Source organism: Ponticaulis koreensis DSM 19734 (genome assembly GCF_000420665.1).
GTDB lineage: Bacteria > Pseudomonadota > Alphaproteobacteria > Caulobacterales > Hyphomonadaceae > Ponticaulis > Ponticaulis koreensis.
In genome coordinates this window covers 977972-991051 of record NZ_ATVJ01000001.1, presented here as the reverse complement: position 1 = coordinate 991051, position 13080 = coordinate 977972, and the positions used below count along the sequence as shown (strand labels likewise).

Here is a 13080-nt window from a genome sequence, read left to right as displayed (position 1 = left end):
TCAGAACGGAAGTTTGACCTCAGGCAGTTTCACCTGAGCTTTGAATTTCTCGAACGACATCACGTTCTCGATCCGGCGGTCCAGAAATTCGCGCCAGGCTGGCTCGTTGCCCTCCGCACCGCGCCATGCCGCCAGCGTCGAGCCGAGCACGGCAGACAGCGTTGTCCGCTTGGAGTAGTAGGTAAACCCGTCAGACGTGTCACCAATGCCGCGCCAGATTGTATCGGCGACACCCCAGAGCAGCTCCGGCATGGATAACGGACCAGTCGGGCGGGCCAGAGACCAGTCCAACGCCTTCACACTTGCCGCATGATGACGTGACAGCGCTTCAAACCAGAGCGCCACACCCTGAGTGACTTTATCGCGGATACGCATCTCATCGAGGGGGAGTGCTGCAAGCTCATCCTTGATTTCTGCCTTCCGCGTATCGAAATATAGGAGGATGAGAGATGCCGCCCCGCTTGGAAAAGCATAGGCAACATCGTCTGGCGAAACCTCGTTTTTGGCACACGCTTCGAGGTAAGTTTCCTCGGTCCAGCCGGAAACGGGCGCTATTTCAAGCGCCGAAGCCAGAATTTTTTGTCGCAATAGCGCAGTTGGTGCATCTTCGGGTGTAGGCATACGCGTTCCCTTGTGTTATGAGCGCGGCTTCCGAATTATATTGTCCGTTAAGTCGGGCAAAAAAGATAGCGTGCGGCCTTGTCGCACAACTTTGAAAATGGAGAGAGACCCATCGTACAGATCGTTGTGCGCGACAATAATGTCGACCAGGCTCTAAAAGCGCTGAAAAAGAAAATGCAGCGTGAAGGCCTGTTCCGTGAAATGAAACGTCGTAACCATTTCGAAAAGCCTTCCGAGAAAAAAGCTCGTGAGCGTGCAGAAGCTGTTCGCCGCGCGCGCAAGCTCGCTCGCAAACGCGCTCAGCGCGAAGGCCTGCTGGGTAAGTAAGCTTTCCTTTTCAGGATTATTCAAAAACCCCTCCACGTGCGCGTGTGAGGGGTTTTTGTGTTTCCAGTTTCTAAGGCAGACTGAAGACTGGCTCTAAGCCTGAGCCTTCTTTCCGAATAGCCCCATGAACCAGGCTCGCGCCTCATTCATGCCGGCACCATGCACAGCGCCAGCGCGATAGACCTTCGTAGCGGCCCAGATGATCAACGCTGTGAAAACACCCATCCAGACGATTTGCGCGATAAGTTCCCAAAGCGGCGGCTCGGTCGGCACGCGTACAATCACGAGGAACGGTGTCAGCAATGGCACCCATGTGGCCGCGTGAAGGATCGGACTTTCAGGATTGGAAATAGATACCGGCAGCAGCAGAAGCGGGATCATCATCACGATGATAACCGGCGACAGAAGCGATTGCGCTTCCTGAATCGTATCGCATAGCGACCCCAGCGCGAGGAAGATGGACCCGAACATAAGATATCCAAGCAGGAAGCTGATCAGCGTCGGGACCAGAAGGTTCGGGCTGACAACCTGACGGAGCCCCTCTGCGATATCAGGCGGAATATTGTCTCCGGCAGCGATCAACATCCCTGTACCAATCAAGGCCCAGATGGAAATGAGCGTTAGCGACAACATCAACACGCCGACCAGCTTTCCCGTTAACAGCTGAGGCAAGGAAACCGAGGTCAGAAGCGAGTCGAAAATCTTGTTCGACCGCTCCTCAATCGTGCCAGTGAGCAAATAATTCACCACGGAGAAGATCAAAAGCCAGAGCAGGAATGAGAAGCCGATAGAGATGAAGAACGGCGCCTGATCTGCGAACGAGACCTCACCGGACTGGTCAACTGCGGTCGGGCTACGCACCAGAAGCAATGGCGTGTTTTCGCGAACGCGGTCGAGAATTTCCAATGGCACATTCTCCGCCTCAAAGGTGCGGATACGGGCCAAACGCTCCAGCACCAGATTGGCTCGGTTGACCAGCGTGTCATTTACGACATCCTCGCTCCAGTAGACAATGTCGTCACCGTCGAGAACGAAGACCGCATAAAGCGGTCTTGGACCAATCGGGCCATCGATTTCGAGATCTCCGGAAAGGTACGGCCTCAATTCTTCCAGAGTCCGGGCGGGAGGTGGCACACGGATATAGTCATCATCTGACAGCGCCATAGACCCCATGGGTACGACGCTTTCCAGCGCCTCTGCAGTACTGCGCCCCTCTGCCAGCTGACGTTCAAACTCTGCCAATGCGGCATCCGGATCGAATGTCGGGTCAAAGTTTGCCTGCTGGCTGATCAGGTCCCGCGCAATGTCTTCATCGCGTTCGCCCATATATCCGTCCAGCTCACGGGCAAAGCTGTCGCCGCTTTCGATAACAGAGTAATAGCGAACCGGCTGTGAGTTCTCGATAAGGGATGGCAGAAACATACCGAGCGAAAGCGCAACGGGCGTGATCAGCAGACCGACCCAGAACCCCCAGGCGGTGATATAGGCAAGGTATTCGCGGCGCGCGACGAGAAAGGCTCTACCCATGACGCAGCGCTCCGTATTTTTCATCTGCTTCTGATACCAGCGAGACAAACACGTCCCGCAGACGTGGTTCGGCCGGCTCGAAGCCTTCAATCGCTATGCCCCGATCGATGGCCCGCTTCAGGACATCCTGACTGGTTGCGCCCTGAGGCAGGGATATCTCCCACCAGATGCGGTCATCTTCGCCCTCAACGGGCGGCAGTGCTCGCGTATCAAATGGTGTATCGACAAAATCAGCTGACAGATCTCGGTCCGCGACAGTGGCGAGGCGTACCTGATGGGCCTGCGTCGCAAAGGCTTCTTTCAGCGTGCCATCGAACATTTTACGCCCACACGCGATCAGCACCAGACGGTCACATAGACGCTCTGCATGCTCCATCACATGGGTCGAGAAGAGGATCGTCGTCCCTTTGGCGTTCTGGTCTGCAATCAGGCGCTCAAGGTCTGCCTGATTGACGGGGTCGAGACCGGAAAAGGGTTCATCCAGGATCAGAAATTCAGGACTGTGCACGAAGGTGGAGAGGATCTGAACCTTCTGCGCCATGCCCTTGGATAACCGCGAGATACGGGTTTTACGAAACTCGCCCAGACCGAAACTTTCCAGCAGCTCATCTGCACGTGATAACGCATCCGATCGCTTCATTCCCTTCAGCTGACCGAAATAGGCAATCACATTGCGGGCGGACATTTTCTTATAGAGGCCGCGCTCTTCGGGTAGAAAACCGACGCGGCGGAGATTGGACAGCGTCGGCGGCCCGCCAAATAATTCGGCCGCACCTTCGTCCGGCGACATAATGCCAAGCGCCATACGCAGACTGGTGGATTTACCAGCACCGTTCGGCCCAAGAAAGCCGATCACTTCACCCGCACCGAGCTGAAAACTTACATCTTTTACGGCGTCAAAGTCGCTAAAGCGCTTTGTAACGCTTTCAAATCTAAGTGGAGGTGCAGCCATGTTCTGTCCCAGTTTCAACGCTGTTGAACGACAGGATGGGCTAATTGGCCTGTTAAAGGAATCAAAAAATTCGCTTGCCCCGAGAATATTTCAAGCGCAGCATGAAAGGGTGAGTAAGACATTACCTTCTCGCCGGGGATGCAATTCGGGGGAGCCCAGAGCGCCGGACGCTCTGTCTTCAAAGAGCGGTTACACCTGGCAAACGCCACCGACGGATACATCACCGCCGTCGCGTGCAAACATTCTTTTCAAAGTGGAGTTAGCCCTCGCCCGCATGGAAAGCGGCGAATATGGCTATTGCGTCATCTGTAATGACGCCATTTCGATTGAGGAGCTGGATAAAGACCCCTCAATCGTCAGCTGCGGGGCGTGCCGCCCCACATAACGCTCTAGAGTACGGCTTGAGCCAGCGAGATGATGATCTGCAGGAACACGCCAAAGACGCAGAGACCAACCACAGTCACGATCCAGGCACTACCCATGCTCATCACCAGACCGCCAACGATGCCGGCAATTGCAAGAATGCCCATCGCAACGAGCCAGTTCATGCCCATTGTGATCGTGAAGACTGCGTAAGCAAGGACGAGAACGATGAGGAAGCTGGACCACGTAAACGCAGCCATGAAACCTTTCCAGGTATTCTCCTGAGCAGTGATATCCATTTCACCGCGAACATAATCGCTCATGCGAAAGCCCTTTCAGTCAAAAAGCTCGTGAATTTTTTATTCGGATAGATTGAAGCAGCCATTTCGGCAAGACCTGTCACAGGAAAACCTGCCAATTTGCCGCGATTTAGATGCTGATCGTCCGGTTTGGCTCTGAATGGTCCCAGTCAGCCAGCAATGCTCTGAGTGCCGCGATGAAGGCGAGCGGCTGATCTAGCAAGACATGGTGGCGTGCATGCGGGATGGACACAAACGGAACCTTACGATCCAGAATCTGCTCCATATAGTCTTTCACCTCATCCGGCATGAGCTCAGACTCCTCACCGCGGAAGAGCGCAATACGGCAGGCCGTTTCCTTCAGCAGAGTTGAAGCCGGTTTGCCGAATTCAAAACGCTGCCAGATGTCCGGATCAAAACGCCAGGCCCAGCCTTTGCCGCGCTCATTATCGACCTGCTTCAGGCTCCAGCGCGCGATATAGTCCATAATGTAATGATTATCGCATGGCTGGACCGGCGCGAGGCGGAAACGACCAAGCGCCGTATTCAGGTCCGGATAGACGCGGTTTCCGCGCGCCTGCCGCGGGCGTGTGGAGATATCCCGCTCGGGCGGATTGACCGGGCTGTCCACAATCACGGTGCCTGTCAGGCGATCCCCGTATTTTGCACCCGTAAGGATGGTAACGAACCCGCCGAAAGAGTGCGCCACGATGGTCGGCTTGATCGCGTGGTCGAACATGCCCGTCGCTTCGCAGACAGCGATCTGCTCCTCAGCGAAGGTCTCCATGTCATAAGTATCACGCCAGTCGGACTCGCCCATCCCGGAGAATGTCATGGCAACGACGTTATAGTGCTGGGCAAAATAGGGCGCGATGAAATCATACCAGTGCGAATGCGCCCCGTTACCGTGCACCAGAAGAAGCCCCGGCTTTTTAGGGCTGGACCAGCTCTGATAATGAATGCGCGCGCCATTTACCCGCACAAAGCGCGTATCATAACCCGTTGCGATGGCGCGGGTGAACCATTCAGGAGAAGGCGGTATATCGCCCATATACTGAGAGAGTGGCCCCGGTTCAGCCGGAGTATGTTTTTCTATTTCATCACTCATCAAATCACTCGTGCGCCCCGCATCGGGCTAAGCAAATTCCGAATTTCTTATACTAAAGACAAATGCTTTGGTTGCTATAGGGTAAATTCGCTTTCACGCGACAATCATGTCAGCGGGTATTCTGCCTCTGAAACGTAACGTGACGGCCCCTTGCCAGACCAGCTCGAATAGAGGTGAAACCGGTCGGCCCAGAACGGACCAAGTTTCAGAAAACCATATTTTTCTGCAAAGGCAGCAGCCTCCTGCAAAGGCGTCCCCTTACAATAGGCCAGTGTCACGTGGGGACGGAATTTGCGCTTATCCAGAGAGAGCCCGACACGCTTTGCGGCGCGGTCACAGCGTTCGGCAAGACGCGTGAGGTCCTCATCGGCCTCAACACTCGCCCAGAGCGCAGTAGGTTCAGATGAGCCGAACCAGCCTGCCCCGCTCAGTGTGAGCTGCATTTGCTTCGCCTCAATCAGAGACAGCTCATGGTCAAGATCTTCAGCCGTATTGCGGTCGACTTCCCCCATGAAGCGCAGCGTGATGTGATAGTTCTCGATTGGTCGCCAGCTCGCACCAGTCACCTTTTTTGAGATCGCCTGAAGCTCTTCTCCAATTTCGCGCGGAATTTCTATGCCTGCAAAGAGACGATACATTTCAATGGCCTCCCCGCTCAGAACTCGTTTTCAGGTTTCTGCATCCTTACGATAAACATGATGACCGGGATGAACACCACGAATTCGAAATAATAGGCGATGAGCACCGCCAGACTGAAAAAGTCCGGCTCCAGATCGGCTTTATTGTAGCCGGCATATCCAAGCGCCAATATCGGAAACAGCAGCCATATCAGAATATTGATGCCAACCAGTTTCAACCGGTCTGCCGGCGCAAAAACGAACGATAACGGCAGCAATATTGTCAGATAGGTCAGTCCCACCGCGATTTCATCACGCGCTTCACCGAAGAACTCCAGCCGGAATGACGTCCAGATCGCAATCACTGGATAGGCATACCAGGGCGGATAAACATGAACTGGCGCGGCCAGCGGATTGGTCTCGATATAACTCATCGGCCCACCATAATATGGACCTCCAATCACCCCCTGAAGCCAGACGAACAACTGCGCCAGCCAGTCCGGCTCCACGCCAAGTCGCGACGCACCACGCAGAAAGCTTTCGGACACGACGAACCACACCGCGATAAAGATCACGACAAACACACGTATCCAAAGGGTCGAACGGCTCATTTATCCCCCGATATCCACGTACATGCGACGGACGGTTCACTTGCGGAATGGCGCGATATCGCGGACCTTTAGGCAAATGATTCGACGCTCCAGAAAGGTGATCCCATGAGTGCACCACTCGGCTCCAAAGCCAACCCTTCCAAGTTTGAAGTGTATAAAGACCTTCCAGATGACGAGCCGTATTTCGTAATCCGCGCGCGCGACCCGCTGTCTTCTGCTCTGGTAGAGCTTCACGCCTATATTGGCGCAGGCCAATCCGGTTCAGCGCACAACAAGCTCGCTGAAATCATGGCCATGACAGCTGCAAAGCCGCCGCGTCCGTCAGACAGCCCTAAATATCGTGAGACCTTCCAGATCTCACTCGCTATGGAAAAATGGCGCGAAGGCTGATTTTTCACCTCGAAAAACAAAAATGTGTTGTTGTTTTTCAATAAATGTGTTTTCTCCTGATCAGATTATTGATTCAGGAGAAAACGGTCGTGATTACCTCAGCCTTTCGTTCATTGGCCATTTGCACCGGCCTTGCCGCTTCACTTTGCGCAAGCGCCAGCGCAACCGACGCTTCACAACCGGATGTCATCTCTTTCGGGACTAATGCTGAAGTCATGACCGACAATCTGAGCCCGCTTTGCTCAGCCCAGACCTTCCGAGAACTTGATCCACCGCCCGTGCCAGGCATCACATCGCGTAGCCAGATCGATTGTGAAGGATTTGACTATTTTGGTGCCCCACGTCTCGCTGAGTTCGTGTTTCTGAATGACGAACTGGCTATGGTGTGGGTCCTTGTCGAAAGTGGCGATATTCCGAATCTGGAAGCTAGTATGACGGCGCTGCACGGTGAAGCCGACGTCCAATCGACAGATGTAGACCTGCACACGAATGCAAATGCAGGCGTTCGCCGCGATGTGCCGGAAGCGCTCTTTTACGCTGAGACCATCGAGCCTCTGGTCCGCATGCAAGCCGGCGGCTGAGCGTTTAGCTCGCAGCTTTGTCTTCTGGCGTCACACGCAGATCATGCTCGCGCACCTTGCGATAGAGCGTAGACCGGCCAATCCCGAGCTTGCGGGACACTTCAGACATATGACCGGCGTAGAAGTCGATCGCATACTGGATCAGGTCACGCTCGACCTCTTCAAGCGGGCGAAGCTCGCCGGTTGTGTCTGTGATACGAACCGGATGATCGAAGGCTTCGCTGAACGCTTCCACCGTCGCACTTGTTGGCGTAGAAGCAGATACAGATGGTCCTTCGGCAGCTAGCTGGTCGAGGTCTGATAGTTCACCGACAAGGCCACTTAGCTGCGGGAAGTCCTGAGGCTCGAGCTCGTCACCTTCACAAAGTACAACAGCCCGGAAAATCATATTCTCAAGCTGGCGGACGTTGCCCGGCCAATCATAGGCGTTCAGAAGTGCGAGAGTTGCCGCGCTTGCGCCAGTAACCTTCGTGCCTTCCGACGCGTTGAAGCGGCGAATAAAGTGGGCAGTCAGTGCCGCGATATCTTCTTTACGCTCACGAAGAGACGGCATATCGACCGGGAATACGTTCAGACGATAGTAAAGGTCTTCACGGAAGCGGCCCTCAGCGACGAGCTGGGAAAGATCTTTGTTGGTCGCGGAGATAATCCGTACGTCAACTTTAGTCGGGCGACGTGAGCCGACCGCGTCGACCTCACCTTCCTGCAACGCACGCAAAAGCTTTACCTGCATATCCAGCGGCAGCTCGCCAACCTCATCGAGGAAGAGCGTACCGCCATCGGCTTCCACGAATTTACCGGGCGATTTGGAAACAGCGCCTGTAAACGCGCCTTTCTCGTGACCGAACAGAATGCTCTCGACAAGATTTTCAGGAATCGCGCCGCAGTTCACCGTCACGAATGGACGACCTGCGCGCTCGGATGCACCCTGAATACAGCGCGCAATGACTTCCTTACCGACACCGCTTTCGCCAAGGATAAGGATTGGAATATTCGAGGACGCGGCACGCTGACCGAGGCGAACCACCTGACGCATAGGCGGCGCTGCGGCGATCATGTCATCAAACGACAATTCTCCGCTGGCTGTTTTCTTGAGGCGTTTCACCTCGCCGCGCAATTCCGTCATCTGTAGCGCGTTGCGGATAGAAACAACAACACGTTCAGGCGAGGCCGGCTTAACGAAGAAGTCGATAGCTCCGGCGCGCATGGCCTGAACAACCGTATCAATCGAACCGGACGCCGTCAGAACCATAACGGGGAGTTCAGGGCGAACTTCCTGCAGGCGTTCCAGAACCTCCATGCCCGACAGGCCTGGCATAACCAGATCCAGCAGCATGACGTCTACGCCATCAGAAGGATTACGCGCCATTTCAAGACCGCTTTCACCATCTGGTGCAACGCGGCAGGCAAACCCTGCGCGTTCTACAGCCGCTTGAAGCAAACGACGTTGTGTCGGATCGTCATCTACGACGAGAACCGTCTTAGCCATAATACATCACCCTCGTCCCGCCTTATGGCGTGTCACAGGGTGCCAAGATGGCACACTGGTTTAAAATTAGCCTTAATGCAGACCACGCAATTTTGTGCCGGACGCGCATTTCTGGCCGTCCCGACAAAACCCGTCAGTGAAATGAATATGTCGGGACAAACACGCCCCCCGGAATAGGATTCTCTATATATAGGGGTAGGCAGCAATTTCAGGCTAATCTGAACTATCTTGCAAAATTTATTGAATTACGATAATTTCACTTGCAGTTCATGTTGTTTTTCGATATAAACGTGTTTGTAGGGAGCAGTGATCCAGAACAAACCGGCACAGGGCCGGACTTTAGGAAGGACACTGAAAATGAAAAACGTACTTATCGCAGCAGCATCAGTCATGGGCATTGGACTGGCGGCACCAGCTGCACTCGCACAGGAAGAATTTGCGATCGAATTTTCTTATGATCGTACTGAACTGATCACGGAAGAAGGTGCACAAGCACTCTACGACCGCCTTCAGGATGAAATCGAAGAAGCCTGTGACGTCTCAGTCGGCGTACGTGATATGGAAAGCCGCCGCTTTGAGCGCGCTTGTATCGAAGAAACCACACGAAGCGCGGTCCAAAGTCTCAACTCGCGTCACATGAATGCAGTTTACGAGACTGAGACAGGTGAAGCTGTTGGCTAACATCGGAATTTTCGCCCAACTCCAAAGCCGCCATCTTACGAGATGGCGGTGCTTTTTTATGTGAGTTTGAGACCGAGGATTTCATACGGTGACGGGCAGATTGCAGCCCAGCTATCGGCTTCAGACTTTTTGCAAACGCCCGGAAAATCGCCGCTCTTACCTTTCAAATCGAGCATGACCTGAAAATGCACATGCGGTGACCAGCCCCCATTGATTTCGGCCCCGCCAAGTTCACCCAAGACCTCTCCCGCCGTAATCAGATCGCCCTCTTCGAGACCAAACATGGATTCCTCTGAGAGGTGACCATAGAGCGTCCAGAAAATCAGACCACCGGGCATTTCGTGCTGAAGAATAATGGTCGGGCCGTAATCAAGCTCACCCGCGTTTACCTGCGCGCTATGCAGAAAACCTTCAATTGGCGCAAAGACCGGCGTTCCGGCCGGCGCAAAGACATCGACACCCAAATGGACCGTGCGCGGCTCACCATCTCCGGTGAACACATCGCTGTCATAGATGGAGCGGTCTTCCATATATCCGCCGGCCCAGAGCTCGCCGTCTTCAGGCGACCAGTCTTTAGGGACATCTTTCCAGCCGCGCGCTTCAAGCCCCGCTTTATCCAGCCGAAGGTGTTTCACATCGCCATGCAGCCCTTCCATCATTTCGGCAGGTGCCGGACGGTCAGACTTCAACCAGCTTTGAAAGCGTTCCTGCGTGGTCATAAGGGCTCCAATCGGTAAAAATCATGATGCGAACGCCAAAGCGTCACATTGGCAGATGTAAGTCATAGACTATCTCTTTCATCAAGGAGACTGACCAAAGTGACTGAAGATCCCGAACGCAACAGATTTTCCGCCCGTATAGGCCGGACCATGAAGGTCGGCACGAACCTCTCCGGCGCCGCGCTGAAATTCGGCGCCAGCCAGGTGTTTGGCGGATCAGATGACAAGATCGCTGCGGCACTTGCCTCTGCGCTAGGGAATACAAAGGGCCCACTTATGAAAGTGGCCCAGATGCTCTCCACCATTCCGGATTTCCTTCCGCCGGAATACGCCAAAGAACTTTCCCAGCTTCAGGCGCACGCACCAGCCATGGGCTGGCCATTCGTGAAGCGCCGTATGCGCGCCGAGCTCGGGCCGGACTGGCAATCCAAATTTGCCGATTTCGGCAAGGAAGCCGCACACGCCGCATCGCTCGGACAGGTCCATGAAGCCATGACGCATGACGGGCGCAAGATTGCCTGTAAACTTCAGTATCCGGACATGGCCAGCGCCGTTGAAAGCGATGTTGGCCAGCTTAAGAACATGATGGGTCTGTTCCGCCGAATGGACGGCTCGATTGATGCGTCCGAAATCGTCGATGAGATTTCCTCCCGCCTGCGCGAAGAGCTTGATTATGAGCGTGAGCGTAAAGCTATGAAGCTTTACGAGCTGATGCTGGCGGACAAGGATTTCGTCTGTGTGCCCGACCCGGTAGACGAGCTTTCAACGTCCCGCCTGCTCACCATGAGCTGGGTCAGCGGCAAGCCGCTTCAGGATTTTGAAGACGCACCACAACAGGTACGAAACCGGATTGCCGAAATGCTGTTCTGGACCTGGTGGGGCCCGATGAATGGCTATGGCGTCATCCATGGCGACCCGCATCTGGGCAATTACCAGATCACCGGCGAAGGCACTGGCATCAACCTTCTTGATTTCGGCTGCATACGAATTTTCCCGGCAAGCTTTGTTGAAGGCGTTGTCCGCTTGCGCGAAGCCATCCGCGCCGATGATTTTAACGGCTGTATGGAAGCCTATGACATTTGGGGCTTTAAGAACCTGAACCGCGAGCTGGGAGAGGTCCTGAACGTCTGGGCAAACTTCATTTACGGACCAATTCTCGACGACCGGGTTCGCCAGATCGCGGACGGTGTAAAGCCGGGCGAATATGGCCGTAAGGAAGCGTTTGAAGTCCGCCGCCTTCTGAAAGAACGCGGCCCCGTCACCATACCTGCAGAGTTTGTCTTCATGGACCGGGCCGCTATTGGCCTTGGCGCAGCGTATCTGAGACTGGGCGCAGAGCTGAACTATTACCAGCTCTTCGAAGAAAGCATTCAGGGCTTTGATGCCACTGCACTTGCAACGCGTCAGGCAGAGGCACTCGCGCAGGTCGGTTTGAGCTAGTCTTCATTTCCGATCGGGATCGCCTGTCGGAGCGAGTATTCAAAAGCAGGTGAGCCATCAGCGCACCTGCCAGGCGAGGTCTGTTCACACAGAGCGCGTCGCCCGAGCACCAGGATCTGGTTTTGGCCTGGCTCAAAGGTAAAGCCCTCAATCTCCCCGGTGAAGACTTGGCCATCCAGTGCGGGGCACAGCTCGGCCCCTCCCGCCTCACATGAAACTGTACTCAGATAAGCTGCGACAGGTTCAGGCGTTTCACCCGTGAATGGGAGCTCGTAGCGAGTGTAGAGTTCGCCACCAATCTCACAACGGTTGCCCGAGCCCTGTGATACGGTATTTGCCGCCCGGACGCTCCGGTACTCCCCGCCAACAATCTCGCAATTTTCTTCAAAGCTATTGCCCGTCGACGTCTCTTTTGTTCGGTCCGCAAACAAACCTGCGACGATCACAAGACACACAAAGCCAATCGACAATGGATGGCGTTTCACGAAACGAAGGAGGCGTCTGCGAAGCGGAGGCCAGATCGGGGCTCGTGGCTTTTTGACCTTCACTTCCGTGACGAGTTCATAGTCCTCAGGCTCGTAATAGGGATCTTTCAGATCATGCCCGAAAGCCTCTTTGAACTCGACATAGGCATTGCGGAACATGCCGTCGGACGGAAACTCTGACGACACATGCCATAAGGACCGGAACACGACGCGGCGACCGATTTCACCTTCGATATACTTCCAATACCGTTTCCACTCAGGCTTACCATTGCCGGTGTAAAACGCCTCTAAAGCTGCAAATTCGAACACATCCACGCCGCCCTCATCTTCGGGCGAAATGCGCTCGGCGTGGATTTCAGTTTCTACCGCGTGAGCCTCATCATCTGAGAGCTTTCTTATCTCTTCCCTCTCGCCCTGAAACCGTAGCCGCAAAAGCTCTCCATTCTCCGCAACCGCAGCGAAATCAGCACCTTCGTCGTCACCATAATAGGACAAAACGCGCGTCTGGAAGGTTCGGCTCAGCGCGATGGCTTCAGAGATCATCTCCGGCCAGTATTGAAACTCGCCGATGCGGTCTGAGCTTTCTGCTGCGAATGCCTCGATGATCTCCGGCACTGGATCGTCAGCCCCCCGAAACAGGCTGTCATAGTGTGCGCCGAATACAGGGTTTGGAGACTCACGTTCAGCCTCACTATCTACAAAATAAAGGCCGTTAGACTGCGACCGAAAAATGCGGAAGGTCTCCCGCGCCTCTCGCACCAGAGTCTCATCGTCCGGAAGATCACGGAGCACTGTTAGTCTTTGTCTGATCACAGCTGTTTTGTCCTGAAGAGAAGCGTACAGGACCGAAGGTCATAAAATGTTCTGCCT

General features: G+C 54.6%; 15 protein-coding genes. 5 read left to right on the top strand and 10 right to left on the bottom strand.

The genetic code is table 11. From position 1 onward, the window contains the following. Complete coding sequence (locus G523_RS18080) at positions 1-621, bottom strand: COQ9 family protein (protein WP_022693985.1); 621 nt, start codon at positions 619-621, stop codon at positions 1-3. 78 nt (positions 622-699) lie between these two features. Between G523_RS18080 and rpsU the strand changes: the two genes are divergently transcribed. Next, positions 700-948 carry a 30S ribosomal protein S21 gene (gene rpsU, locus G523_RS0105250; RefSeq protein ID WP_027441472.1) on the top strand — a complete coding sequence of 83 codons (249 nt, stop codon included), beginning with the start codon at positions 700-702 and terminating at the stop codon, positions 946-948. A gap of 93 nt (positions 949-1041) precedes the next feature. Here rpsU and G523_RS0105245 read toward each other — a convergent pair whose 3' ends face one another. The 6 genes from G523_RS0105245 to G523_RS0105220 form a co-directional block, all read right to left on the bottom strand. After that, entirely contained in the window at positions 1042-2475 is a 1434-nt protein-coding gene (locus G523_RS0105245; RefSeq protein ID WP_022693984.1) for an ABC transporter permease, read from the bottom strand. Continuing rightward, positions 2468-3427 carry an ABC transporter ATP-binding protein gene (locus tag G523_RS0105240; RefSeq protein WP_022693983.1) on the bottom strand — a complete coding sequence of 320 codons (960 nt, stop codon included), beginning with the start codon at positions 3425-3427 and terminating at the stop codon, positions 2468-2470. The genes G523_RS0105245 and G523_RS0105240 overlap by 8 nt, the downstream gene beginning before the upstream one ends. Before the next feature lie 389 nt (positions 3428-3816). Further along, positions 3817-4113, bottom strand: coding sequence for an aa3-type cytochrome c oxidase subunit IV (locus tag G523_RS0105235; protein WP_022693982.1), 297 nt, complete (start codon positions 4111-4113; stop codon positions 3817-3819). Between the two features lie 106 nt (positions 4114-4219). Further along, positions 4220-5197 (bottom strand): alpha/beta fold hydrolase, encoded by a 978-nt coding sequence (locus tag G523_RS0105230; protein ID WP_022693981.1) that lies wholly within the window; start codon positions 5195-5197, stop codon positions 4220-4222. 104 nt (positions 5198-5301) lie between these two features. Beyond that, positions 5302-5835 carry an RNA 2',3'-cyclic phosphodiesterase gene (thpR, locus tag G523_RS0105225; protein ID WP_022693980.1) on the bottom strand — a complete coding sequence of 178 codons (534 nt, stop codon included), beginning with the start codon at positions 5833-5835 and terminating at the stop codon, positions 5302-5304. 17 nt (positions 5836-5852) lie between these two features. Further along, positions 5853-6425 carry a hypothetical protein gene (locus tag G523_RS0105220; RefSeq protein ID WP_022693979.1) on the bottom strand — a complete coding sequence of 191 codons (573 nt, stop codon included), beginning with the start codon at positions 6423-6425 and terminating at the stop codon, positions 5853-5855. A 105-nt stretch (positions 6426-6530) separates the two neighbouring features. Here G523_RS0105220 and G523_RS0105215 point away from each other — a divergent pair, with 105 nt between their 5' ends. Further along, positions 6531-6815 carry a hypothetical protein gene (locus tag G523_RS0105215; RefSeq protein WP_022693978.1) on the top strand — a complete coding sequence of 95 codons (285 nt, stop codon included), beginning with the start codon at positions 6531-6533 and terminating at the stop codon, positions 6813-6815. Positions 6816-6904: 89 nt separating this feature from the next. Next, complete coding sequence (locus G523_RS18075) at positions 6905-7396, top strand: hypothetical protein (protein WP_155802592.1); 492 nt, start codon at positions 6905-6907, stop codon at positions 7394-7396. Between the two features lie 4 nt (positions 7397-7400). Here the strand turns inward: G523_RS18075 and G523_RS0105205 are convergent, their stop codons facing one another. Beyond that, a complete protein-coding gene (locus G523_RS0105205) occupies positions 7401-8885 on the bottom strand; it encodes a sigma-54-dependent transcriptional regulator (protein WP_022693976.1) in 1485 nt (494 codons plus the stop codon). 357 nt (positions 8886-9242) lie between these two features. On the opposite strand from G523_RS0105205, the gene G523_RS0105200 reads away from it, so the two are divergent. Then, positions 9243-9566 (top strand): UrcA family protein, encoded by a 324-nt coding sequence (locus G523_RS0105200; protein WP_022693975.1) that lies wholly within the window; start codon positions 9243-9245, stop codon positions 9564-9566. 56 nt (positions 9567-9622) lie between these two features. Here G523_RS0105200 and G523_RS0105195 read toward each other — a convergent pair whose 3' ends face one another. Continuing rightward, on the bottom strand, positions 9623-10285 hold the full coding sequence (locus G523_RS0105195; protein ID WP_022693974.1) for a peptidoglycan DD-metalloendopeptidase family protein: 663 nt from the start codon (positions 10283-10285) through the stop codon (positions 9623-9625). Positions 10286-10375: 90 nt separating this feature from the next. On the opposite strand from G523_RS0105195, the gene G523_RS0105190 reads away from it, so the two are divergent. After that, positions 10376-11725, top strand: a complete 1350-nt coding sequence (locus G523_RS0105190; RefSeq protein WP_033232739.1) for an ABC1 kinase family protein — start codon at positions 10376-10378, stop codon at positions 11723-11725. Here the strand turns inward: G523_RS0105190 and G523_RS0105185 are convergent. After that, positions 11722-13023 carry a hypothetical protein gene (locus tag G523_RS0105185; RefSeq protein ID WP_155802591.1) on the bottom strand — a complete coding sequence of 434 codons (1302 nt, stop codon included), beginning with the start codon at positions 13021-13023 and terminating at the stop codon, positions 11722-11724. The two genes, G523_RS0105190 and G523_RS0105185, sit on opposite strands and share 4 nt — an antisense overlap. Positions 13024-13080 lie beyond the last annotated feature (57 nt).